Source organism: Acetobacter sicerae, from assembly GCF_011516765.1.
In the GTDB taxonomy this organism is placed as follows: domain Bacteria; phylum Pseudomonadota; class Alphaproteobacteria; order Acetobacterales; family Acetobacteraceae; genus Acetobacter; species Acetobacter sicerae.
The window spans coordinates 148,936-172,747 of sequence record NZ_JAAABN010000003.1; the positions used below are offsets into that span (position 1 = coordinate 148,936).

Below are 23,812 nucleotides of genomic sequence, written 5' to 3' on the forward strand. Positions count from 1 at the left end.
TGATTATGAACAATAAAAATTTTGGGATGATTTAAGGGGGAGAGCCGTTCAGCAATTACACAGAAACACTCTCGACAGAAAAATTCTGCTTTTACTTTCACAGGATAAAAAAGCAGGTCGGGATCAAAGGGACACAGTCCCTTTGTGGGGCACGGGGCCAACGCCCCGTAAAACTCCCTACCCTGCAGCCCGGCTTATCGCGCCAGCGGACGATACTTGATCCGGCTCGGCTCGACCGAGGCATCGCCCAGACGACGCTTCTTGTCTTCCTCATAGGCCTGGAAGTTACCCTCGAACCATTCGACATGGCTGTCACCCTCAAAGGCGAGGATATGCGTGGCCAGACGGTCAAGGAACCAGCGATCATGGGAGATGATAACGGCGCAGCCCGGATATTCAGCCAGCGCGTCTTCCAGCGCACGCAGCGTATCAACGTCTAGATCGTTGGTCGGCTCATCGAGCAGGATGACGTTGCTTTCCTTGCGCAGCATCTTCGCAAGATGAACACGGTTACGCTCACCACCCGAAAGGATGCCGACCTTCTTCTGCTGGTCGGCGCCTTTGAAGTTGAACGCACCGACATAGGCGCGGGAGGCAACCGCACGCTTGCCGAGATAGATGACATCCGTGCCGCCGGAAATCTCTTCCCAGACAGTCTTGTTGTCATCGAGACTGTCGCGGGACTGGTCGACATAACCGAGTTCAACCGTATCACCGATGGTCAGCTTGCCGCTGTCCGGCTGCTCCTGTCCGGTGATCATCTTGAACAGCGTGGACTTACCCGCACCGTTCGGTCCGATCACACCGACAATGCCACCCGGCGGCAGCTTGAAGTTCAGCTTGTCGATCAGCAGATGGTCGCCAAAGCCTTTTGTCAGGTCTTCCGCCTCGATCACCACATTGCCCAGACGGGGGCCGGGGGTGATGACGATTTCCGCCGTGCCGTTCGCCTTTTCGTTGCTCTTGGCCAGCAGCTCTTCGTATTTGGTGATACGGGCCTTGCTCTTCGCCTGACGGGCCTTCGGGCTGGAGGCAATCCACTCCTGCTCGGCCGCAAGAGCCCGCTGACGGCCACTCTCTTCCTTCTCTTCCTGCGCCAGACGCTTGCGCTTCTGTTCCAGCCAGGAGGAGTAGTTGCCTTCAAACGGATAGCCGCGACCGCGCTCGATTTCGAGGATCCAGTTGGTCACGTTGTCGAGGAAGTAACGGTCATGGGTGATGACCATGACGGTGCCTTCGTAGTCACGCAGGGTCTTTTCGAGCCAGGCCACGCTCTCGGCGTCAAGATGGTTGGTCGGTTCGTCAAGCAGCAGCAGATCAGGCTTTTCCAGCAGCAGACGGCACAGCGCAACGCGACGGCGCTCACCACCGGACAGCTTGTCCACGGGACTGTCGGCAGGCGGGCAGCGCAGCGCGTCAAGCGCGATTTCCAGCTTGCGGTCGAGTTCCCAGCCGTCACCGGCGTCGATCTTCTCCTGAAGATCGGCCTGCTCGGCGAGGAGCGCAGTCATCTCGTCCTCGTCCATAGGCTCGGCGAATTTGGCGGAAATCTCGTTGAAGCGATCCACCGCCTTCTTCAGGTCGCCAAAACCCTGTGCGGCGTTTTCACCGACCGTCAGGTTCGGGTCGAGTTTCGGCTCCTGTTCGAGGTAACCGACCTTTACGCCTTCAGCGGCCCAGGCCTCGCCACCATATTCCTTGTCGATCCCGGCCATGATCTTGAGCAGGGTCGATTTACCGGCGCCGTTGACACCGAGAACACCGATCTTGGCGCCCGGCATGAAGGACAGGGTGATGCCCTTGAAGACTTCACGACCGCCCGGATAGGACTTGGTCAGGTCCTTCATCACATAGACATATTGATATGGCGCCATGAGACGAAACTCCGTGACAGTAATGGAAGGACCGGCCCTGAGATGGCCAGAGAGGGCGAACATCGAACGGGTTTTAACCCGGCCGATGGAGACGCCTGCGCCCGGCAGGACTTGAACCCGCAACCAAGCCGTTATGAGCGGCCCGCTCTAACCAATTGAGCTACGGGCGCGCAGGCGGCTTTTCAATTCGCGCAACCCAACCCATTTTGCAAGCGTCCAGTGCAAGGAAATATGTCTGTCTTGGCAAGAAAGCGGCGCAGGGCTACGCTTCGCCCGCAATTTATCCATATGGAGCAGGACGATGGACGTCTCGAAACTTTCCCCCGGCAAGGACGTGCCGAACGACATCAACGTCGTGATCGAGATCCCGCAGGGGTCTTCCGTCAAATATGAGATCGACAAGGAAAGCGGCGCGCTGTTTGTCGATCGCTTCCTGTTCACGCCGATGGCTTACCCGGCAGCCTATGGCTTTATCCCGAACACGCTGGCCGCTGATGGTGATCCGGCTGACGCCATGGTCCTCACACCGCGCAATGTCGTTCCGGGCTGCGTGATCCGCGCGCGTCCGATCGGCGTGCTGCTGATGGAAGACGAGGCCGGTCAGGACGAGAAGATCCTGTGCGTGCCGCACGACAAGATCCACCCGCAGTTCTCCAAGGTCGAGAAGATCGAGGATCTGCCCGAGATCCTGATTCAGGAAATCGAGCATTTCTTCACGCGCTACAAGGATCTGGAGAAGGGCAAGTGGGTGAAGGTCACCGGCTGGGGCGACAAGGCCCGTGCTGGCGAGATCATCAAGGCGTCTCTTGAGGCCGCGAAGAAGTAATCGTTCCTTACGACTTCGGTGACTGATACGCCCTGCTTCCGGTTTGGAGGCAGGGTGTTTTTTTGGCCAGCCGGTTTCCGTGACAGGTTCGGAACATCAGAACTGATGTGCTGTATGTGGTCAGAGTGCGTGAGGTCAGGGTAACGACATACTGAATATGGCAGGTCGGGTTGATGCAGGGAGCAGGAAGTTTGAGGCGGAAAGGTGTGTGGCGGACGGTTGCGGGGATGTCTGTTCTATTAGTGCTTTCAGGTTGTTCACCGGTTTCCATCCACCGTCTCAGTCTGGTCGATGCTTACAGGGCGCGTACCCGCAGCGCTCTGGCGACCGATCAGTTCAGCGCCTCGACCCATACGGTTCTGCAACGACAGAACCTGCTTTCAGTCTGGAAAACACAGCCTGAAAAGGCGCTTGCCTCCCTCCGGGCGGCAACGCAGACAGGGTTCTATTCCGATGATGTTTCATCCCAGATATTTGCTCTGGCGGAACTGAACTATCTGCTGGCGCGCCGTCACCATGATCCGGCTCTGTTCATGACGGCAGCTCTATATGCCTACGCCTATCTGTCGCCGGACGCGCCGGAGGGAGAGCGCCCCAGCCCGTATGACGAGCATTTCCGTCAGGCGTGCGATCTCTACATGCTGGCCCTGACAGAGGCGCTCGGCTCCCCGGCCAGAGTAGGTTCGCAGGTCTGGACGCTGCCTGTCGGACGGCTGGAGTTGCAGGCCAATCCTGACGACCTGAACTGGCATGGCCATACTCTGACGGATTTCCGCCCGACAGCCCGTTTTACGGTCAGCGGACTGAACAACATCTATACCGAACCCGGGCTGGGGGAGCCGCTTGCCGCCATTCCGCAGATGAACGCGGGGGAGACACACTCCTTCCAGATTTCGGACAAGATGCGCGTTCCGGTCAGCCTTTTCATGAAGATTGACCATGCAAGGGAACAGGTCCTGTCCGATCATATGTCAGGCCGATTGATTCTGACGGCCAGTGACAATGCTGTGGAACGTCGCGAAGACAGCCATCAGGTTCCGTTACAGTATGATCCCACCACTGCCCGCGCCATCAGCCTGAGTGAGTCGGTCGACTGGTCCGCGGAATATATCGGATTTCTGAATGGTCGTTATTTTGACGACCACAAACGGCTTCAGCTTGCTGCGATCGAACCGCACAAGAAGGGCCGCATGCCGGTTGTGCTGGTCCATGGCACCGCGTCCAGCGCCGGACGCTGGGCCAACATGATCAATGATCTGCTGGCGGACCGGGAAATCCGCAAACATTTTGAATTCTGGGTTTTCTCTTACAGCACGGGTAATCCCATCCCGTATTCCGCCATTCAACTCAGGGAATCATTGCAGGAAGCCATCCATAACCTTGGTGGCGTGCAGGCGGACCCGGCGCTTGGTCACATCACCCTGATCGGCCACAGTCAGGGCGGACTGCTCTCCAAGATGCTGGTGATCAATGCCGGAAACCGTCTCTGGGATGGGATGGTTTCCGTGCCTCTCGATCGGTTGGATCTGACGATGAAAACCAGAGACCTGCTGAGAGAAGCCCTGTTTCCGTCCGTGATGCCGGAGGTGAAGAACGTCGTGTTCATCTCGACCCCGCAGCATGGCAGCTATCTGGCGACGCTTTCCGTATCACGCTTTCTGGGCAGGATGATAACATTTCCTTTTACAGTTACGCATGTTCTGAACCAGCTTGTTCAGGCCGACGATGCGTTGCGACTGGATATGAGCCCCTGGCGGGTGGCCAGTGTTTACGGCATGTCGCCGCAGAGCAGTTTCATCCAGTCCCTTGCCGCGATTGAAGTTGCTCCGGAGGTCGAGGCGCATTCCATCATCCCCGTGACGGAAAACGGGCCGTCACCAACTGCCAGCGACGGTGTCGTGGATTATGAAAGTGCTCATGTGCCCTACGTCAATTCCGAACTGGTTGTGAAACACTCCGAGCATTCCACCCAGTCGAATCCCGTGACGATTGCGGAAGTCCGACGTATCCTGTTTCGGCAGATTATGGAAACGTCCAGTGACAAACCACCTTCGGGCGATATGGAGAAAAGGAATATCGTGCATATCGGTGGCGAATATGTGCCGACTGAGAGAAGCTGGAAATAATGAGCAAGAAAGTCGGACGATGGTTCTGCTATCTGGCCTGCGGCGTGATGCTGCTGTTTGGCACGGCGGCGTTCTGGTATTCGACCATTTTCCCTGACTGGTTGCGGGCCGGCCTTGCTGTTCTTTTTCCTGTTCTCTTCTTGGCGTGCCTTCGGTGGAATGGAAAAATCAGGCTGTTCGGCTGTACGTTTCTCATGGTGGGTTTCTGGGGATGGTATCTGACCGATCCGCCTCGTAATGACCGTATCTGGGCAGGTGAATACGCCATTCCGGCTGATACGCAGCTTGATGGGCACATGGTACATGTCAGTCATGTGAGGAATTTTACTTACAAAACCGAGAGTGATTACACACCATCTTACTATGATGCTGACTATGATCTCGACAAGTTGTCCGGGGTTGATCTTGTCACATCCTACTGGGCCGGTGACGCCATCGCCCATGTTTTCCTGTCATTCGGCTTCAGTGATGGCCGACATCTGGCGATTTCGATCGAAACCAGAAGACAGAAGCGCTTTTCCTATTCGACCATCGCCGGTTTCTTTCATCATTATGAGCTGTTCTATGTGACAGCCGATGAACGCGACCTGATCGGCGTCAGGACCGATATCCGTAAGGAACGTGTCTATCTTTATCATCTGCAACTGGCGTCGGAGACAGAACGGCGTCTGTTTCTCAGTTATCTCACTGAAATTCACAGTCTGAACACACATCCCCAGTGGTACAACACGCTGACAGACAACTGCACGACCGGAATTCTGCAACGTGCTGATGCACGCTGGCGTTATCGTCTTGACTGGCGGGTTCTGCTCAGCGGTTATACTGCCTCTCTGGCATATGATCTTGGCTTTCTGGATCAGAAATACGATTTTCCAACCTTGAAAAAGATGAGCCGTATCCGCCGTCCGGAGGGAGCGCGTCCGGACGCGGATTATTCGCAGGAAATCCGTGAGAACACACTGGAAAAACAGGAAGAGTAGAATGCCGGTATGTATGTGCAGGACATACTCCAGTGATCTTCACGAGAAACCTGGTGGTTGGTCAATCTACTCTTCTCATTATTTCATGCAGCCTGCTTCTGACCAGCCTGAAGATGAGTGATCTGGATCTTTTCATCTCCTGACAGTCTTTGAGAGCGTGTCAGACCATATACAAAATATCGCCGACCGCTTGTGTCACTCTGATCGGCAGTCACATAACCGATGTGAGTATCATTGATTGAAACACTCAATACAGTCGCATCATGATTGAGCATGCTGCCCGTCACATAACCTTTGATCATGGTGTCGGTCACATCTTCAAGGCACACAGAAACAGCTTCTATAGGCTTATCTGCCCCATCAAGCTTTTGCCGGATATGTTCCAGCACCACACCTTCTTCCAGTCTTGGGGCGCAATAGAGCGCTTCGCTCAGGTCTGCATGAGGATACAGTTCATGGAATGTGTGAGCATTGTGGAACATGTTGCGGCTCTGATCGTCCACAAAGCTTTCTGCGGGCGCACCTTCAGCCAGAAGAATATCGTGCGTTTCAAGCTCGATATGGAAATACTCCAGCTTTTCACCGATGGCGCTGCGAACAATGGTTCTGTTGTTCACCAGACAGTGGGCGGGGATCAGCCAGCCTTCGATAAACATGGCATGGAGTGGTGAAACCGTCAGATCCCGTTCCGGCAATCCCTTTCCAAGAGACCCTTTTCTGAAAACGACAGGAATCAGATCGGGATTTCCTCTGGCGAACAGACCGTCATAAGCACGGTATCCAACCCAGCGCACTGGGCGATCCTGCCCGTCGGCTGTTTTCACGACGTCACCTATGACAATATCCTCAACGCATTTTCTGCCGTCCTGCATGTCTATCAGGGTACCCCGGCCATAGCAGGGAGCAGGTGTGCCATAGGTGACAAACACATTTCCCTGAGCGTCGTGTGTTATATTGAAAGCATTCGAATAGTCGCCATTGAGATGGATCTCCTTGGAGATGGTTCCATCTGTTATGAGAAGATTATCATTGCCGTCCAGTGAAACCTGCAGGGCGTTTTCTTCTGCATATTTCATGTCGGTTAGGTAGATACTGCCATTTTTAAAAGTCAGCCCACCGGAAATAATCGTGTCAGACGCCATGTTGAGCGCGCCGCCATCCAGAACGGCGTTGGTCAGTGTCGCTCCGCTTGCCGCGTTGACAATACCGTATTGTGTAATGGTGGTATTTATGGCCATGCCGCCACCGTAAATTGTCTCTACAGATTGGGCGTAGACCGTCACATATTTGGTTTCTGGAACAGAAAATCCGCTATATTCTGCGCCTGATAGTGTTGTATTTTTTGAAATCCCGCCAGAATAGATATACTGATTGGCGGTCGTTCCCACATAGTAGCCGGGTCGCATGGAATAAACGCTTGGTGTAAAAGTGGCGCCATCAGAAATTCCACCGGAATAGATATACTGGGACGCGCCGACCTGCTGAAAATTATCCTGTGTCCATGTCGTGAATTGAGAGTTATAACTGTTTCCGTAAACCTGCTCATTTCCACCCGTTATTGTGGAGTTATAAGAGGAGGCTCCTTTCCTGATAACTTCTTCTGTATTCCGATTGATATTCGTATAGAATGACTTCGTTCCATTATACAGAACCAGATGACCTGTCGTGCCGTCTCCATATAATGTAGCGGCGGATATGCTCATATTGCTGACTGTAGCACCATTTGTGACGGCAGCAGTCCCACTCACATTGACGTTGGAGGTGTTGCTGGAAAATATCGTATCCGCGCTCACGCCTGGAGAACTATTGTCATCCAGAGCGATAACTGTGCCGCCGTCACCGCCTTTGCTGAGAACAAAGGAAGACCATGTATAATTGGCGTCGCCGAGATTGAGGGTTCCCACAACAGTGCCGTCAGATTGCTCGATCTGAAGAGTATTGGTGCCATCAAGATGCGTCGTAAGACCGTCCTGCCAGGTCAGAGAAGACAGTTCTATCGTATCGCCTATATCGATATCCCCTATTATACCTGAAGGAGATGTCGAGCCGCTGATGACAAGCGAGCCTGTGTGACCATCCATGAATTCGAGAGAAGCTGAATGCAGATCAGAAATATCAGAAACAACAAGCTTTCCGTCCGTGACGTAGATGGTTCCGGAAAAACCGGACAGACCGTCGTCACTGGCGATATGGAGTGAGCCGCTTCCTTCCTGCACGATGGAACCGGAACCGGAAATCACGCCGCTGCTCAGCGTTGTGTCGCCAGTAAAGACGATGCTTCCTCCATCAAGATTGACCACGCCCTGTGAAAGCTGTGTGTCGTCAGAATTGACGATGGAACCACCGGATGAAACATAAACACTGCCGCCGCTTTCAAGATGTGTTTCAAAGGCGATGCCGCCGGATGAAACAATCTGCTCTCCACCCGATGACACGATCACACCTGAAGTCACGGCAGAGATCAGAACCTGCTGCGTTCCGCCACTTTGAATGATGCTGTTCTGATCATGTCCATTCCAGCTGACGGTCTCTATGCCGGCAATCACAAGATTGCTGGCGGAAACACCATTGTTGATGGCAAGGACATTTCCTGCACCGAGATGAAAATCAGATATTGCTCCCTGTGCAACCGAAATGACGGAGCCGGAGTTTAGTGTGATGCCCTGAAAGTCTGCGTCCGTGACTGTTGCCGAGACCGTCCCGGGATTCATGCTCAGGGTACTGCCACTCTGTATGGTGACGTTCTCGAGTTTTGCGCCCTTGTCTATATTCAGGTAACTGCTGCCTCCTACAGTGCAGTTTTTTAGGTAACTTTTATCATCAACAGTGATGTTTCCCCACGACAATACTGATCCCGAGTTGATCGTGCCGCCGTTTATTGCGAAAACTGTTGTATTGGAAGTAGCCTGCAAGGTCTCGATCGTGCCGCCATCGGCGACAAGGGCAGACGCCGATGCTGATGCAGAAATGATGGAACCGCCACTTGCTACACTGACAAAACCATCGCTGACCGTTGTCTGGGTTTCCACGCCGCCTGAAAGGACATACTCTTTGGCTGAGGCGTCACTCCCCTGAGAAGAATAAACGTTGGAAGAACCAATGACCTGGGTTCCAGAAGCGCTGCCTGCGACATTCAGGGTCCCACTGGTAATGGTGACACCGGAAACCGACATTCCCGCTTCAACGCTGTATGTTCCGCCATCATAAATGACATCAGGAATACTTGATCCCGTAGAGTTCCCGCTCATAAAAACGCTCCAGGCTACAGAAAATAAATAAAATTATCGTTTATTTTATAAGGAAAAGTCAATGAAATAATAATTTGTTAACCATTGTGTGTAAAATTATAACGCAATGAATTAATTGAATTTGGTATTTTGAACTTTTTGGTGCGTTACTTATACATGTATAAAAGAGAGTGGCACGAAGCAGGGTCCCTGATACAGCATTCCTTTGAACAGATTTTTACAAGTGAAAAATCAAGCGCCGTAGCCGTTCACTGTAATACTGGTTATCCATTATGGGAGCCTTCAGATCTGTGGATTGGAAGCTCTGAAAACACAGCGTAAGAATTGTGTATTCGACCATGCAAGGCTAATTTCCCTCCAGAGTCCGGGCGTGGAGACCGGCTGCCGCACGTTACTGCCGCGGCTCTTTTTGTTTCAACGCCTTCAGGCTGCTGTGGTTTCTGTCGGTATAGGGTCAGACAGATTTTACGACAGTCTGGCTCCGTTTTCTCCCATTAAACAGCAGTCAATGCTGACTCTGTTCCGGTTGGATCGTTCCTGTGACTGGAATACCGTTTTCTCAGAAAAGCCAGCCGCCTCAACTCTCTGATCTAGGACGCACTCCGCACAAAGATTTTTTACTATGCGCCCTCTGTTTTTTCAGCCAGAGGAAGCGGGCAAATTTTCAAAATATCCCGACATCCGCCGGGATGTGCTCTGGAGTGTTTTATGGGTGATCTTCAGCCCACTTACCGGAAGCTCGGCTTACTTGATGGCTGGCGTGTTCTGGTCGCGTTGCTCTGCCTGCTCATCGGAGCAGGTCTTGCCGCAGGTGGCTTCAATCTCGTCATGCTCGGTGGCTCGCTGTACTATCTGTTCGCGGGTTTCGGTTACATCGTCCTCGCCATTCTGCTGGTGCTGAAACAGCGGATTGCGCTGCCTTTCTCGACCGGCGTCTTTGTCGCTACCCTGCTTTGGGCCATGTTCGATACGCCAGAGTTCGGATACTGGGCGCTTCTGCCGCGTCTGGTCGTCCCGACCATTCTGTTCGTCCTCAGTCTGTGGGCTGCCGCAACGCTTCAGTCTTTCACACCGAAGACGCGCAAGCAGAGCATGCTGGGTGGGCTGGCGCTGACATGCTGCCTGCTGCTCACCCTGTTTGAGGCGTTCTCGCCTCATGGCGCGATCCACAACGACACCGGATTCAGCAAGCAGCCGCCTCTCGCTGTTGCAAAGGAAGACGTGTCCGAGGACTGGCAGTATTTCGCCCGGAATGAGCACGGCACGCGCTACGTGCCTTACAGCCAGATCACGCCCGAGAATGTCGGCCGTCTTCAGGTTGCTTGGGTTTATCACACGGGCCGCCGCCTGACCGGCGCAGGCACGGGTGTCGATGAAAACACGCCGCAGCAGATCGGCAACGTGCTGTATTCCTGCACACCGGAAAATCTGGTCACGGCCATTGACGGTGATACAGGCAAGGCGCTCTGGAAGTTCGACCCACAGGCGCACTCGGCGGAGCATGTCACCTGTCGCGGCGTCGGATACTACGACACAGACAAGGACCAGACGCTGTCCGCCGAGGACAAGGCGGCTGAGCCGGACGTGCCGTGCCGCCAGAGCATTATCGTCAACACGGTCGATGCCCGTCTGATCGGTCTGGACGCCCACACCGGCAAGCTCTGTCCGAAGTTTGGCGATAACGGCGTTGTCGATCTGAAGCCGCGCATGGGGCCAGCGGAAAACGGCAAACGCTATCATCCGACGGGTATTCCTGTGGTGATGGGTCATACGGCGGTCATTGGCGGCTGGGTGCGGGACATCGTGCATGGTGAACCGTCTGGTGTGGTCCGCGCCTATGACGTGCGCACCGGCGCGCTCACATGGGCCTGGGATGTGGGTGATCCGGACAACGCCAACGCGGCTGATCCGAGCAGGACCTACACGCTGGAAACACCCAATGTGTGGACCATCCCGACCTATGACCGCGCGCTCAACCTCGTCTATCTGCCGACCGGCAACGGACCGCCGGATTACTGGGGTGGCGACCGCGATGCCGTGAAGGAAAAGTTCGGTGGGGCCATCGTCGCTGTCGATGCTTCGACCGGCCAGACGAAATGGGTGTTCCAGACCGTGCATCACGATGTCTGGGACTATGACCTTCCCTCCCAGCCGGTTCTGTTCGATGTGACCAACAAGCAGGGCGAGACCGTTCCCGCCCTGATCCAGACGACCAAGACCGGCAACATCTTCGTCGTGGATCGTCGCACGGGCCAGCCGGTGACGGATGTTGTTGAAAAGAAAGTCGCTACACAGCCCGCGGCGGACGGGGAGCATCTCTCACCGACACAGCCTTTCTCCGTGGGGATGCCTGACATCGGCGCCAGGCCGCTGACCGAAAGTTCCATGTGGGGCGTGAGCACGTTCGACCAGCTTTACTGCCGCATCATGTTCCGCAATTCGGTTTATGAAGGGGCGTTCACACCTCCCGGCGAGAAGCCCTATATCGAATATCCGAGCCTGCTCGGCGGCATGAACTGGGGTGGCGTTTCCATCGACGAGGCCCGTGGTCTGATGTTCGTCAACGACATGCGTGTTCCATTGCGTATGATGCTGGTGAACAAAAACAATGCCTCGCACTACAAGATCTCGATGGACGAGGTTCCGGGCTTCATGGGCACGCTGCGTCCGCAGGTTGCTGGCCCCTATCAGGGCGTCCGCATCGACATTCTGCAATCACCGCTCGCCGTACCCTGCAACACGCCGCCCTTCGGCACGATGAGCGCCATTGATCTGCGCAGCAAGAAGCTGCTGTGGCAGGTGCCGCTCGGCACGGTGAAGGACACGGGGCCGATGGGGCTGAAGACGCGCATGGATGTGCCGCTTGGTCTGCCGACGCTTGGCGGTCCCACGGCGACCGCATCCGGTCTGGTGTTCTTTGCTGGCACACAGGATTACTACCTGCGCGCGTTGAACTCGCTGACGGGTGAGGAAGTATGGAAGGCGCGTCTTCCTGCTGGTGCTCCGGCGGCTCCGCTGGTGTTCCGCTCTCCAAAAACCGGTAAGGAATATGTGGTGATTTCCGCAGGCGGCATGAGCCATTCACCGGATGTGAGCGATGAGATCATTGCTTACACGCTGCCGGATGAGGGAGCTGCTCATTGATTTAATTAAAGTCTTTTGGTGTCGCCTTTTTTTAAAAAGGCAACGTATTCTGAAGCTTTTTGGAAAAAGCTTCACCAAAAACTTTTTCCTGTTTCAGGGCGGATATTCCCATGGGGATATCCGCCCTTTTTATATCAGGCGTTCAGGTAGATGGTTTTCGTATCCACGTACGCTTCCAGCCCGTGTTGACCGTCTTCGCCACCGAGACCGCTTTCACCATAGCCATGATGGAAGCCCTGCGGCTCCTCACCGCCTTCACGATTGACGTAGACTTCACCAAAGTTCAGCTCCCGCGTCATGCGCAGGATTGTGGCGAGATCTTTCGTGAACAGGTAAGCCGAAAGTCCGTAACGGCAGTCGTTGGCCCGCTCCAGCGCCTCGTCAAAGTCGCGCACTTTCATCAGTGACAGCACGGGGCCGAACACCTCGTTTCGGGCAACGTCCATCTCATGCGTTACACCTGTCAGCAGGGTCGGCGCATAGAAACTGCCTTTGTCATAAATGCCGCCCTTCAGACGCTGACCACCGATTTCCAGCTTTGCGCCCTGCGACACGGCCTTTTCAACGATTTCATGAACCTTTTTCAGTTCATCTTCGCTGACCTTGGGTCCCATATCCGTCTTCGGGTCCATCGGGTCCCCGACGTTCAGCGCTTTGATTTTCTCGCGTAACTTCTCGGCAAACCGGTCATAAACGGCTTCGTGCACATAGGTCCGCTCATTACTGGTGCAGACCTGCCCGGCATTGCCGAAACGGGCCATGACGGCAGCTTCGACAGCCTTGTCGAGATCAGCATCATCCATGACAATAAAGGGAGCCTTGCCGCCCAGTTCGAGGCGCACTTCCTTGAGATGCTCGGCGGCGGCCGCCATGATCTTCTTACCGGCAGGCGTTGAACCCGTCATGGTGATCAGCTTCGTGTCCGGATGCGCGACGATGGGCACACCGACTTCCGGCCCGTCGCCGGTCACGATATTGATTACACCGGCCGGGATACCTGCTTCCTCAACCAGCTTCGCCAGCGCCAGTCCGGAAAGAGGCGTCAGTTCATGGGGTTTGAGGACAATGGTGTTGCCAGCAGCAACCGCCGGCGCAATTTTGCGCGCACAGAGCGCCAGCGGGAAGTTCCATGCGGCGATAGCTCCCACGACGCCATGTGGCACTCGGTCGATCAGGATTTTCTCGCCGGGGCGTTCTCCGGGAATGATCTCCCCCTGAAGACGACGGATATTTTCCGCAGCAAAACGCAGCAGGGAGATGGCAAAATCCACTTCTCCCTGAGCTTCTTTCAGCGGCTTCCCCATTTCGGAGGTGATGGTTCTGGCGAGTGTCTCTTTGTCGCGCTCCACCAGATCGCGCAGTTTATAGAGAGCATCAGCACGCTTTGAAGCTGGCGTATCGCGCCATGCCGGAAAGGCTTTGCTGGCGGCCTCTACCGCAGCATTGACGTCCTGCTCCTGTCCTTTCGCAGCTTCTCCAACAACATCACCTGTTGCCGGGTTGCGGATTTCCGTCCACTTGCCGCTGGTGGGTTTTCTCCAGGAGCCATCAATAAAAAGGTCATATCGTGTCTGGGAAGGCATACGTAAATCCCTGCTTCTGAAATCTCGTGAAATGCGATTCTGGCTCTGGGCCATAAGGTCGGCAGCCTTGTGTCGGCGGCCGGAACCAGCCCGTCAGGAAACGGGAAATCGCCTTGCATCCGTCATGATGACAGGCGCGCATACAGTCCCTAACTGATCAAAACCGTGATTGTTCCCTGACGGTCGTGCATGACTGCCTGAAACGGTATGCAATGCAGGGAGGCTATTCAGCTTTTGAAGAATTCAGCATATTTTTCAGGCTTGAATCCGATGAGCAGCCTTGATGCTTCCAGAACCGGGCGGCGGATCATGGAAGGATTGCTGAGCATGAGCTGAACGGCTTTTTCCTCGGTCAGATCAGTCTTGTCTGCATCAGGCAGCTTCCGGAATGTCGTGCCGGAACGATTGATCAGTTCTGCCCAGCCTGCTTCCTTGATCCAGTCGAGTAGACGGGTGCGGTCCACGCCTTCCTTCTTGTAATCATGAAACGTGTAAGCGATGTCATGCGCATCCAGCCAGGCCATCGCCTTTTTCATTGTGTCACATGATCTGATCCCATAAATCGCAACGGTCATCATTCAGAATCCTTGAAATGAGAACATGAAATTTAAGGTCTAAAAAGAATTTGTAAATTATCTGCGGGATCAATGACGCCTTGTATCAGGAGGAGCGAAGCCTCTGCCGTAATTCCTGAACTTCTGCAGTAAGATGAGAAATCAGAAAATCTTTTGTGCTGTGACGCACAAACCGTTCATAGGCAGGAGCCGCGGCCGCGTAGCCATTCCATTCTCCCCCACATAAAGGGTCCATGAGGAGGGCATCGAAGCCTGCGGGAACGGCTTCATCGTCTGATGGAGGGATATAACCGAAAAGAGCATAATCCCGCCGGTAAAATCTCATGAGAAGCGACTTCATCTTCTGCTCAACTTCTGCAGGAAGGCTTTCTGGATCAGATGTCGGCAAGGGAGGGAGAGTATCCACAGCCTTGAAAAAATCGTTACTCATGCCGCCGATCATTCCCACGGCCCTCAGGTCTTCAGGCAGGGATTCCGTGCGTACGATAAAATCGGCATATCTCTTGTTGCCGAGATGTGTGAAACGGAACTGAGGAATAAAGTGGATGTAGCGCGGATCATATGAAATCCGCACTTCATCGAGTTCTTCCAGAACCTGCAGTGCGTTTCTTTTCCTGTGCTGTTTCATGTGTTCTTTCAGAGAACTCACAAATCGCGGCCAGGGATCACGAACGACCGAAATGACCGTGTAAGAACGGATCTGATCCCACTCTTCTGTCTGACGCAGGATATGGAGCGGCACATGAGCCTGATCGACCCATTCTCCTGTTGGGCGGAGCCATGTCCAGTCCCACCAGGGGCCTGCTGCCGCGATGGATGAAAATGCCTTCCGCAAAGCTTTCCCGCCACATTTGGGTGTGTGGAGAATCAGGGTTCTGTCATTTTCGAGCAGGATCATGGTGCATCCTTACAGACCGATCGACGTATTGCGGCTTCAGCGTGTTACGGGTTGATGATTGTCGATTTTGCGTTCTCGTTTCTGGAAATGCAGAGAGAAGGAAAACAGCAGAAAGCGTCTATCTTTTCATAGTGATGGCACATGACATGATCGAGCGATGTATTGCGCAGCGTTTCATTGGTTCTGCGATACCAGTATTCAGCGTTCTGGAGCGGCAGGCAGAGATCGAGCAGGCGACGCGCTCCTCTGGGGGAGATGGCGTAACCACAGATTCCCAGAGCCTTGAACAGTTTGAAAGGTGACGCACTGATGGGGCGACTGCGATAACGCTCGACGCCAAGACGCATCAGCGTCTGGTTGAAGTTTGCGACGCAATAGGTGACGCCGGGCAGCAGATCGAAGACAAGATTGACGTCGTAATTATAGCCCCAGAGAATAATATCCCACTCATTTCCAAGGGATTCTATGATTCTCCTGGATTCTTCCTGAAAATTGCAGCTCAGAATGGCGTCGTCTTCAAAGATGGTGACTGCCTGATCATTTTCCACCACAGCATTCCACAGAAGGATGTGGGAAAGCGCCGAGCCAACAGCGCCCCGACTGTAGTCAAGGTCAGGCGCGATGAGACCCGCCGACTGTAATTCCTGCGTGTCGAGTGTCTGACCATCGATCGCACTGAAACGCCCGATGTCTGCAATAGCACCGTTCATCTGACAGAAACTGTCATAACGTTCCACGTCGCAGTCGCGATTGATCACCAGAAGTTTCATATGCACAGGCCCCCGATTTTTTTCGAGGTCGATCCTATTTCCGGATATTAAAGGCACTTCTAAAGATCAGACGAACATTACACTTCGTTTCAAAACATTATAAATCGATGGTTTCCTGTTGCTGGCCTGAGTTCTCTCAAGAAGGGGAGAGCACGGGCAGCAGACCTGCCAAAAGCCGGACTATCGTTTCAGGTGGTTATGCTCAGCGTTCAGAAAGAGGACGCAGGCTTTCATCTGATTTATTTAACAGCCGAGACCAGAGCGGCTGTGTCCCTTTGTGGGATTTGGGTAAAGCTCTCAGAAATCACCACACAGGCATCTGTAAACGCCAATAAAAAAGGAGAGCATAAAGCTCTCCTTCCTGCTTTACCGAAGCTCTGAAAAATCAGAGACCGGCAGGCATCTTGCCACCGTTTTCCGCCAGCTTCTGACGGACTTCCTTGATCAGCCACACATTCATGGTGGCTGAGTCATTCTGGTCGCCCGTGTATTTCAGCTCAGTCGCCAGCTGCTTGCGTGCTTCAAGCGAGCTGTCCAGACCGAGCAGCTTGAGGAGATCAACGATCGACTCTTTCCAGTTCAGCTGCTGGCCGGACTTCGCCGCCAGAGCGGTCAGAACGGCGTCGACATCGACAGGTGCAGCAGGAGCCGCTGCCGCCGGAGCGCCTGCACTACCAGCAGCCGGCGTTGCGGCCGGGGCCGTCGATCCGGCTGCGGCAGGCGTTGCGGCCTCAGCATGGCCGAAAATGGCGGAGACGATCTTACCGAAAATGCTCATGAGAGAACTCCCTCTCTGGGTTCAGAAATCGCACACATGTGCGGTGCTCCCCGCTCTGAGACGGGAAGCACACGGCCAATCAGTAACGGTATTCTTCGTGCTTGAAGGGACCGTTGACCGGCACACCGATATAATCGGCCTGCTCCTGGCTTAGTTTCGAAAGATGCGCGCCAACTTTGGCCAAATGAAGGGCGGCGACCTTTTCGTCGAGCTTCTTGGGCAGCGTGTAGACCTTCGCCTCATACTGACCCGGCTTCGCCGTCCACAGTTCGATCTGGGCGAGCGTCTGGTTGGTGAAGGAAGCTGACATCACGAAGGACGGATGACCCGTGGCGTTGCCAAGGTTCACCAGACGGCCTTCGGACAGCAGGATCAGGCTCTTGCCGCTGGAGAGGATAACCTCGTCCACCTGCGGCTTGATGTTGTCCCACTTGAAGTTGCGCAGCGCACCGACCTGAATCTCGGAATCGAAGTGACCGATGTTGCAGACGATGGCGCGGTGCTTCATCTCGCGCATGTGCTCGAGACGGATCACACCCTCGTTGCCCGTCGCCGTCACGAAGATGTCGCCACGCGGCGCGGCGTCTTCCATCGTCACGACCTCGTAGCCTTCCATCGCCGCCTGCAGAGCGCAGATCGGGTCGATTTCGGTCACGAGCACGCGGCAGCCGGCGTTGCGCAGGGAAGCGGCAGAGCCCTTGCCCACGTCGCCATAACCGGCGACGACGGCGACCTTGCCGGCCATCATCACGTCGGTGCCACGACGGATCGCGTCAACGAGGCTCTCACGGCAGCCATACAGGTTGTCGAACTTGGACTTGGTCACGCTGTCATTGACGTTGATCGCCGGAACCTTGAGCGTGCCTTCCTTCTGCATCTTCCACAGACGGTGAACGCCTGTGGTCGTCTCTTCGGACAGGCCGCGCACGTCGTTCAGCAGTTCCGGGAACTTGTCGTGCATCATGACGGTGAGATCGCCGCCGTCATCAAGGATCATGTTCGGCGTCCAGCCGTCCGGTCCCTTGATGGTCTGCTCGATGCACCAGTCGAACTCTTCGTCGTTCAGGCCTTTCCAGGCGAAAACGGGGATGTTCGCAGCGGCGATGGCGGCGGCGGCGTGATCCTGCGTCGAGAAGATGTTGCAGGACGACCAGCGGACAGTCGCACCGAGAGCGACCAGCGTCTCGATCAGCACGGCGGTCTGGATCGTCATGTGCAGGCAGCCGGCGATACGGGCGCCCTTGAGCGGCTGGCTTGCGCCATACTCTTCACGCAGCGCCATCAGGCCGGGCATTTCGTCCTCGGCCAGGGAGATTTCCTTGCGGCCCCACTCTGCGAGGGAAATGTCCTTGACCTTGTAGTCTGTGAATTCTGCGCTCATGTGACGTCCTGTTCAAAGGGAAAGCTGGCTTCCTATACAGGCTGAATGGCCGTCATGCCACCCGAAGTGAACGCATGGGCCTCATTGCAGACCGATTGGCTGTTGCGCAATGCGGTCGGATTACGGACATTCGCTTCATGTGGAATGAACCCTATCTTGAAACATGCTGCCGGTCAGCGCTGCATCGCCTCAGTCTCTCCGGCAGGCATGGACGGCCGCACGGGCTGAAAGATGAGCCCTGTCTTGAGCGGCTGACGCGCAAGGGGCTGGCCTGTGTCGGGGAGGACAGCCGTTTTCACATCACGCAGGATGGTGAGGTGCGCCATCGCTCCGAGGTTCTGAAGCAGAAATGAGAGGGGACCGGTCAGAGCAGGTATGGAACGCCATTGATCGGCTTGCTTTTGAGAAAGGCCTCACGCCTTCCGGGCTGGCGCGTGCCGCCGGGCTTGATCCCACGGCGCTCAATCCGTCGAAACGGTACACGACTGATGGGCGGGTTCGCCTGCCCCGGATGGAAACCATGCTGGAGTTACTGCGGACAGCCGACATGCCGTGGCGTGACTTCGCCAGCTATCTGGATGGGGATGTGAAGCACGGGCAGGACGATCTGGAACGCAGACCGACTGCCGGACGCATAAGGGTTGCCGAATTTTCCCGGCTTGGGTCGGCCGAGCTGTTTGATCGTGCCCATCTGCCCGTCCCGCATCTCTGGGCGGAGGTCAGCTCTCCGTTTGCAGACGCCGGACCGCATGACTACGCCATCCGGCTTGATAGCGCAGTCTATGAGCCATCTTTCAGGCAGGGCAGTCTGCTGCTGGTCACTCCGGCGAGCGTGATTCACGCAGGTGATCGAGTGATTTTCTGTGCGCCCTCTCCCACCATAGCCATTGCGGATCAGGTTACGGAGAGCGGATGGAGGGTGACCACATTCAGCGGAGACGACCTCACCATTCCGACGGCTTCAGCTTCTCCGGTTCACAGGGTGACGGCAGCCACTTTGTGAAAGATGTTTTGGCGGAGCGACCCGGCTTCCTCGATCATGACCTGTTAAAGCAGACAGGGGGCTGGGCTCTTCCCTATACCTGAAGAGTCCCCAGCCCTTTATTCCAACAGGTCGGGATCAAAGGGACTGCGTCCCTTTGTGGGGTTTGAGATCAGCTGATGTCACTCATTGATCAGAGAAACACCAAGGCTGTTCAGCACATCCCAGTATCCGGGATAGGTCTTGCCGACGCAGGCAGGATCCAGAATGGTGATGCCGTCGATTTTCAGACCTGCCAGTGCGAACGCCATGGCGATACGGTGATCGGAATAGGTTTCGATCCTCGCTGGAAGTAACTGTCCTGCCAGAGCGGGATCACTGTTCACAATCAGGTCGTCTCCTTCCTCCCGCGCCAGACCGGCTTTGATCCGGTTGAGCTCAGTGGAAAGCGCGGAGATGCGATCGCATTCCTTGACCCGCAGATTGCGGATGCCGACAAAGCGCACGGGTGTGGCGTTGAAGGCTGCCAGTACGGCCAGAGTGGGGACGGCGTCCTGCATCTGTGAACCATCGATTTCCGCAGGCATATGCGGAAAAAGCGAGATCATGCTGAAGGCTTTCGCATCCGGCTGGGAGAAGGATTCCGGAGCGAGACCCACATCAATCTTCCCACCGGTCAGGGCGGCGGCGGCCCAGAGATAGGTGGCGGCGGAGGCGTCCGGTTCAATCCGGAAGTCAGTCGCCTTGTAGGGCGACGGTGTGACCTGCCAGCTCATCTCTCCCTGCGGCTCAACCTTGCCGCCGAAAGCTTTCATGGCAGCGACAGTGAGATCGACATAGCCCCGCGCGTCGAGGCTGCTTCCTTCCAGCACCACGTCCGTGGGAGCGTCGGCCCGCCCGGCGGCCATCAGAATGGCCGAGATATACTGGCTGGAAAGACCGGCATCGATTGTGACCCGTCCACCGGAAAGGCGCCCCGTGCCATTCACTGTGACCGGTGGGCAACCCGTCGGGGCTGAAATGGTGACGCCCAGAGAGGACAGGGCCGAGATCAGCGGCGCAATCGGGCGCTTCTGCATGTGGGCGTTGCCGTCCAGAACGACCGTGCCATTCACATATGGCGCTGCGGCGGTCAGAAAACGGACAGCGGTTCCGGCGTTGCCTAGAAACAGGGGCTCGGGAGGCGCTGTGAATGTGCCGCTTCCCTTCACGACAAAGCTGGTGTCCGTCGGCTCTTCAATACCGACACCCATCAGGCGTAGCGCTGCGGCCATGTAGAGCGTGTCGTCGCTTTTGAGAGCGCCGGTCAGATGGCTTTCTCCATCAGCCAGAGCCGCAAGCAGCAGGGCACGGTTGGTGATGGATTTCGATCCCGGCAGCTCGATGTGGCCGTTCAGCGGACCTGCTGGTGGGACGATGCGGAGTGCGGATGCGGCGACCATGAGACCTCTGCCTTGTAGCTGACAGGGGTATTTAACACACAAGGATCGTTCTGTCTGATGGGGCCGTAAAGTGCGTGCAGCAGAAGGGGGCGCGGTCAGAGCGCGTTTTGATTCAGCAGCGATTTAATATTGTTTTTTAGAGATTTTATCAAGAAAAATTCAGATGCTTAAATCGTAATGGAAGTGTCGTTCTGAAAAGAATGCGACAGAATAAATATTCTACACGAAAAAGGTTTTTATCGTTCTGTACTGATCAAACTGTACTGATCAAATGAAAAAAGACGGTTCCGGTGTCAGGGATATTCCTGACACCGGAGGAAAACATCTTGCAAACTCAGTTCTCTTCGCCCTCGTCCGGGCCGTCCATCATGGCTTCGGCCACCACACCGGCCTGTTCGCGGACGCGATGTTCAATGGCATGCGCCATTTCCGGATGCTCGCGAAGGAAGTTCTTGGCGTTTTCACGACCCTGACCAACGCGCTGGCTGTCATAGGAGAACCAAGCCCCCGACTTCTCGACCACGCCGGCCTTTACGCCGAGATCGATCAGTTCGCCCATCTTGCTGATGCCTTCGCCATACATGATGTCGAATTCCACCTGCCGGAACGGAGGGGCCATCTTGTTCTTGACCACTTTCACGCGGGTCTGGTTGCCGACGACTTCGTCCTTGTCCTTGATGGACCCGATACGACGGATGTCCAGACGCACGGAAGCGTAGAATTTCAGGGCGTTACCGCCTGTCGTCGTCTCCGGATTACCGAACATCACGCCGATCTTCAGACGGATCTGGTTCAGGAACACCAGCAGCGTGTTGGAGCGTGAGACCGTGCCGGTCAGCTTACGCAGCGCCTGACTCATCAGACGGGCATGAAGGCCGACGTGGCTGTCGCCCATATCGCCTTCCAGTTCCGCCCGGGGGACGAGGGCCGCGACACTGTCCACCACCAGCACGTCAACAGCGCCGGAACGAACGAGTGTGTCGGCGATCTCAAGCGCCTGTTCACCTGCATCCGGCTGACTGATCAGCAGGTTGTCCACATCCACGCCCAGCTTGCGGGCGTAACCGGGGTCAAGGGCGTGCTCGGCGTCGATAAAGGCGCAGGTGCCGCCCTTTTTCTGGGCTTCGGCAATGATGTGCAGCGCCAGTGTCGTCTTGCCCGAGCTTTCCGGCCCATAGATCTCGACAATACGTCCACGCGGCATACCGCCGATGCCGAGCGCGATATCAAGACCGAGCGAGCCGGTGGAGATCGCATCCGCTTCTTCTTTCGGACGCTGTCCGAGGCGCATGATCGACCCTTTGCCGAAAGCACGCTCAATCTGGCTCAGCGCCCCTTCAAGGGCCTTCGTCTTGTCCATGTCCATTCCTCGAAACCCGTTTCCACCGGTTGTTCCTCCCATGAGGGCGAACAATGATGGTTCGTCAGGTGTAAAAACCGCACTGATTGACGAGTCTGTCACAAGCCTGACCCTTCCCGCAATGTGCGGCATGGGGAATTATCCCTGTTCCGCATATGTTCCGTAATCTGTTCTTATCAAGACGCCTCTGCGAGAAAATCGCAGCGATCCGGCAAAAAACGTCTTGTTAAGGATTTGTTCGCGTTTGTTCTTTCTTGGAACAAAATAAGAACAAACGCAAGGGAGAATCTCGGATTCGGGCTTTCTGGGCGGCATGTTGAAGAGCGCCGGATTAAAATTGAGATGTGATTATTCTTCCCTCTTTCAAAATGGATACGAGGTCTGTCGTGTCCATTCGGGCAGGTTTCACGGCTCCTGCCAGAAGAGCGGGCCCGCGCAAGATGAACCAAACAATGATCCGCACACTTGGTGAGGATCTGCTGAGCAGGGTTGTCTGCTCTCGAGGATCTAATGCCGCCGCCGCTGCAAAGGCGTGGGGTAAGCGCTGGTCAGACGATCGATGCGCAGCATAGCCATCCATGGATCTGTTCGATCTCTGCCGGAAGGCGTCGCAGCAGGCATGGTCGAAAGCAAAGCGCCAGAAATCACGGAAGAGCTTACGACCGCGTTCCTCTCCCTGAACATTCTGGCGGCGGCGCCTGTTCCACCGGATAGGATCATTTTTCTCATGATGGCTGGCACAGAACCGCCAAATTCCGTAAATGCTGGCCGTATGGACGACCGCACCGCCGATTTCGATTTTCATCTCCCCGAGAGCTCGATTGCACAGCATCCGGCGCGACCGCGTGAGAGCGCTCGCCTGCTGGATGTGCCTGCCGATCCGACGGCTCCTTTCATTGATCGTCGTGTGTCCGATCTGCCGGGTCTGCTGCGGGAAGGAGATATGCTGGTCGCCAACGACACGGCGGTCATTCCGGCGCAGCTTCATGCTCTGCGCGGAGAAGCGAAAATCGGCGTCACGCTCGACCAGCATCAGGCAGATGGCTCGTGGAGTGCGCTGATCCGCAACGCCAAGCGGCTCAAGCTGGGCGATACGCTGGCCTTTCCCGGCACTGACGACACGGCCGAGGTGGCTTCGCTCGACGGGCAGGGTGGTGCGACCCTGCGTTTCAGCGCGGAAGGCGACGCGTTCGATACGTTCCTTCAGACCGCCGGGGCGCTGGCGCTTCCTCCTTATATCGCTCGTCCACAAGGTCCGACCGCCGAGGATCAGAACGATTACCGCACCATCTTCGCCGAGCATCGCGGGGCGGTCGCGGCCCCGACGGCGGGGCTGCATTTCACGCCCGACCTCCTTCGTCGCATCGATGAAGCCGGTGTTGGGCGCGAAACACTGACGCTGCATGTCGGTGCGGGCACGTTCCTGCCCGTGCGGGCCGAGACGCTTTCTGGCCACCACATGCACGCCGAGCGTGGCATCATCACGCAGGAGACGGCGGACCGGATCAACGCTGTGAAAGAGCGGGGCGGTCGTATTATCGCGGTTGGTACAACCACCTTGCGGCTGCTGGAAAGTTCCGTTTCGGAAGAGGGCCGGGTGATGCCGTTCGATGGTGATACGTCGATCTTCATTCATCCCGGCTTCAAGTTCCGCGCCGTCGATATGCTGATGACCAACTTCCATCTGCCACGCTCGACACTTTTCATGCTGGTCTGCGCCTTTGCTGGCACGGAGCGGATGAAGGCGGCATATGACCACGCGGTTCGCGACGGTTACCGCTTCTATTCTTATGGCGACGCCTGTCTGCTGCGCAGAGCGGAAACCCCATGACACAACAAACGATT

Annotated in this window: 17 protein-coding genes and 1 tRNA gene; 7 read left to right on the plus strand and 11 right to left on the minus strand. The window is 55.7% G+C overall.

Annotated features, from left to right (window positions below; genetic code table 11):
• Nucleotides 1–194: 194 nt before the first annotated feature.
• Both ettA and GVI59_RS04880 read right to left on the minus strand, forming a co-directional pair.
• Nucleotides 195–1,874, minus strand: a complete 1,680-nt coding sequence (gene ettA, locus GVI59_RS04875) for an energy-dependent translational throttle protein EttA (RefSeq protein WP_173573177.1) — start codon at nucleotides 1,872–1,874, stop codon at nucleotides 195–197.
• A 96-nt stretch (nucleotides 1,875–1,970) separates the two neighbouring features.
• Nucleotides 1,971–2,044, minus strand: a tRNA-Ile gene (locus GVI59_RS04880).
• A gap of 131 nt (nucleotides 2,045–2,175) precedes the next feature.
• Between GVI59_RS04880 and ppa the strand changes: the two genes are divergently transcribed.
• The 3 genes from ppa (at nucleotide 2,176) to GVI59_RS04895 (ending at nucleotide 5,806) form a co-directional block, all read left to right on the plus strand.
• A complete protein-coding gene (ppa, locus tag GVI59_RS04885; RefSeq protein WP_077811460.1) occupies nucleotides 2,176–2,700 on the plus strand; it encodes an inorganic diphosphatase in 525 nt (174 codons plus the stop codon).
• A gap of 227 nt (nucleotides 2,701–2,927) precedes the next feature.
• Nucleotides 2,928–4,826 carry an esterase/lipase family protein gene (locus tag GVI59_RS04890; protein ID WP_173573178.1) on the plus strand — a complete coding sequence of 633 codons (1,899 nt, stop codon included), beginning with the start codon at nucleotides 2,928–2,930 and terminating at the stop codon, nucleotides 4,824–4,826.
• On the plus strand, nucleotides 4,826–5,806 hold the full coding sequence (locus GVI59_RS04895; protein WP_173573179.1) for an Lnb N-terminal periplasmic domain-containing protein: 981 nt from the start codon (nucleotides 4,826–4,828) through the stop codon (nucleotides 5,804–5,806). Before GVI59_RS04890 ends, GVI59_RS04895 begins: the two co-directional genes overlap by 1 nt.
• 83 nt (nucleotides 5,807–5,889) lie before the next feature.
• On the opposite strand, the gene GVI59_RS04900 is transcribed toward GVI59_RS04895, so the two are convergent.
• The gene (locus GVI59_RS04900; protein ID WP_173573180.1) at nucleotides 5,890–9,054 is read right to left on the minus strand and encodes a Hint domain-containing protein; all 3,165 of its coding nucleotides are present in this window, start codon (nucleotides 9,052–9,054) and stop codon (nucleotides 5,890–5,892) included.
• A 708-nt stretch (nucleotides 9,055–9,762) separates the two neighbouring features.
• On the opposite strand from GVI59_RS04900, the gene GVI59_RS04905 reads away from it, so the two are divergent.
• Nucleotides 9,763–12,198: a membrane-bound PQQ-dependent dehydrogenase, glucose/quinate/shikimate family gene (locus GVI59_RS04905; RefSeq protein ID WP_173573181.1), complete on the plus strand. Its 2,436-nt coding sequence runs from the start codon at nucleotides 9,763–9,765 to the stop codon at nucleotides 12,196–12,198.
• 134 nt (nucleotides 12,199–12,332) lie between these two features.
• On the opposite strand, the gene aldA is transcribed toward GVI59_RS04905, so the two are convergent.
• The 6 genes from aldA to ahcY all read right to left on the minus strand — a co-directional run bounded on the left by aldA (nucleotide 12,333) and on the right by ahcY (nucleotide 18,183).
• Nucleotides 12,333–13,781, minus strand: a complete 1,449-nt coding sequence (gene aldA / locus GVI59_RS04910; RefSeq protein ID WP_173573182.1) for an aldehyde dehydrogenase — start codon at nucleotides 13,779–13,781, stop codon at nucleotides 12,333–12,335.
• A gap of 227 nt (nucleotides 13,782–14,008) precedes the next feature.
• On the minus strand, nucleotides 14,009–14,359 hold the full coding sequence (locus tag GVI59_RS04915) for an ArsC family reductase (protein WP_456304140.1): 351 nt from the start codon (nucleotides 14,357–14,359) through the stop codon (nucleotides 14,009–14,011).
• 82 nt (nucleotides 14,360–14,441) lie between these two features.
• On the minus strand, nucleotides 14,442–15,254 hold the full coding sequence (locus GVI59_RS04920; RefSeq protein WP_173573183.1) for a sulfotransferase family 2 domain-containing protein: 813 nt from the start codon (nucleotides 15,252–15,254) through the stop codon (nucleotides 14,442–14,444).
• 44 nt (nucleotides 15,255–15,298) lie between these two features.
• On the minus strand, nucleotides 15,299–16,024 hold the full coding sequence (locus tag GVI59_RS04925) for a glycosyltransferase family 25 protein (protein WP_173573184.1): 726 nt from the start codon (nucleotides 16,022–16,024) through the stop codon (nucleotides 15,299–15,301).
• A gap of 385 nt (nucleotides 16,025–16,409) precedes the next feature.
• Nucleotides 16,410–16,802, minus strand: a complete 393-nt coding sequence (locus GVI59_RS04930; protein ID WP_173573185.1) for a DUF3597 domain-containing protein — start codon at nucleotides 16,800–16,802, stop codon at nucleotides 16,410–16,412.
• A gap of 79 nt (nucleotides 16,803–16,881) precedes the next feature.
• Nucleotides 16,882–18,183 carry an adenosylhomocysteinase gene (ahcY, locus tag GVI59_RS04935; protein ID WP_173573186.1) on the minus strand — a complete coding sequence of 434 codons (1,302 nt, stop codon included), beginning with the start codon at nucleotides 18,181–18,183 and terminating at the stop codon, nucleotides 16,882–16,884.
• A 137-nt stretch (nucleotides 18,184–18,320) separates the two neighbouring features.
• Between ahcY and GVI59_RS04940 the strand changes: the two genes are divergently transcribed.
• Nucleotides 18,321–18,536: a hypothetical protein gene (locus GVI59_RS04940; protein WP_173573317.1), complete on the plus strand. Its 216-nt coding sequence runs from the start codon at nucleotides 18,321–18,323 to the stop codon at nucleotides 18,534–18,536.
• Complete coding sequence (locus GVI59_RS04945; protein WP_173573187.1) at nucleotides 18,533–19,186, plus strand: helix-turn-helix transcriptional regulator; 654 nt, start codon at nucleotides 18,533–18,535, stop codon at nucleotides 19,184–19,186. The genes GVI59_RS04940 and GVI59_RS04945 overlap by 4 nt, the downstream gene beginning before the upstream one ends.
• Nucleotides 19,187–19,347: 161 nt before the next feature.
• Here the strand turns inward: GVI59_RS04945 and GVI59_RS04950 are convergent, their stop codons facing one another.
• Together GVI59_RS04950 and recA are read right to left on the minus strand one after the other, a co-directional pair.
• The gene (locus tag GVI59_RS04950) at nucleotides 19,348–20,607 is read right to left on the minus strand and encodes a 3-phosphoshikimate 1-carboxyvinyltransferase (RefSeq protein ID WP_173573188.1); all 1,260 of its coding nucleotides are present in this window, start codon (nucleotides 20,605–20,607) and stop codon (nucleotides 19,348–19,350) included.
• Nucleotides 20,608–20,941: 334 nt separating this feature from the next.
• On the minus strand, nucleotides 20,942–21,967 hold the full coding sequence (gene recA, locus GVI59_RS04955) for a recombinase RecA (protein ID WP_173573189.1): 1,026 nt from the start codon (nucleotides 21,965–21,967) through the stop codon (nucleotides 20,942–20,944).
• Between the two features lie 772 nt (nucleotides 21,968–22,739).
• Here recA and queA point away from each other — a divergent pair.
• Nucleotides 22,740–23,798, plus strand: a complete 1,059-nt coding sequence (queA, locus tag GVI59_RS04960; RefSeq protein ID WP_173573318.1) for a tRNA preQ1(34) S-adenosylmethionine ribosyltransferase-isomerase QueA — start codon at nucleotides 22,740–22,742, stop codon at nucleotides 23,796–23,798.
• Nucleotides 23,799–23,812: the final 14 nt, after the last annotated feature.

Excerpts from the sequence above, each read along its gene's own strand:
- ettA (WP_173573177.1), bottom strand. The coding sequence starts at position 1,874 with ATGGCGCCATATCAATATGTCTATGTGATGAAGGACCTGACCAAGTCC.
- ppa (WP_077811460.1), top strand. The coding sequence starts at position 2,176 with ATGGACGTCTCGAAACTTTCCCCCGGCAAGGACGTGCCGAACGACATC.
- GVI59_RS04890 (WP_173573178.1), top strand. The coding sequence starts at position 2,928 with ATGTCTGTTCTATTAGTGCTTTCAGGTTGTTCACCGGTTTCCATCCAC.
- GVI59_RS04895 (WP_173573179.1), top strand. The coding sequence starts at position 4,826 with ATGAGCAAGAAAGTCGGACGATGGTTCTGCTATCTGGCCTGCGGCGTG.
- GVI59_RS04900 (WP_173573180.1), bottom strand. The coding sequence starts at position 9,054 with ATGAGCGGGAACTCTACGGGATCAAGTATTCCTGATGTCATTTATGAT.
- GVI59_RS04905 (WP_173573181.1), top strand. The coding sequence starts at position 9,763 with ATGGGTGATCTTCAGCCCACTTACCGGAAGCTCGGCTTACTTGATGGC.
- aldA (WP_173573182.1), bottom strand. The coding sequence starts at position 13,781 with ATGCCTTCCCAGACACGATATGACCTTTTTATTGATGGCTCCTGGAGA.
- GVI59_RS04915 (WP_456304140.1), bottom strand. The coding sequence starts at position 14,359 with ATGATGACCGTTGCGATTTATGGGATCAGATCATGTGACACAATGAAA.
- GVI59_RS04920 (WP_173573183.1), bottom strand. The coding sequence starts at position 15,254 with ATGATCCTGCTCGAAAATGACAGAACCCTGATTCTCCACACACCCAAA.
- GVI59_RS04925 (WP_173573184.1), bottom strand. The coding sequence starts at position 16,024 with ATGAAACTTCTGGTGATCAATCGCGACTGCGACGTGGAACGTTATGAC.
- GVI59_RS04930 (WP_173573185.1), bottom strand. The coding sequence starts at position 16,802 with ATGAGCATTTTCGGTAAGATCGTCTCCGCCATTTTCGGCCATGCTGAG.
- ahcY (WP_173573186.1), bottom strand. The coding sequence starts at position 18,183 with ATGAGCGCAGAATTCACAGACTACAAGGTCAAGGACATTTCCCTCGCA.
- GVI59_RS04940 (WP_173573317.1), top strand. The coding sequence starts at position 18,321 with ATGTGGAATGAACCCTATCTTGAAACATGCTGCCGGTCAGCGCTGCAT.
- GVI59_RS04945 (WP_173573187.1), top strand. The coding sequence starts at position 18,533 with ATGAGAGGGGACCGGTCAGAGCAGGTATGGAACGCCATTGATCGGCTT.
- GVI59_RS04950 (WP_173573188.1), bottom strand. The coding sequence starts at position 20,607 with ATGGTCGCCGCATCCGCACTCCGCATCGTCCCACCAGCAGGTCCGCTG.
- recA (WP_173573189.1), bottom strand. The coding sequence starts at position 21,967 with ATGGACAAGACGAAGGCCCTTGAAGGGGCGCTGAGCCAGATTGAGCGT.
- queA (WP_173573318.1), top strand. The coding sequence starts at position 22,740 with ATGGACGACCGCACCGCCGATTTCGATTTTCATCTCCCCGAGAGCTCG.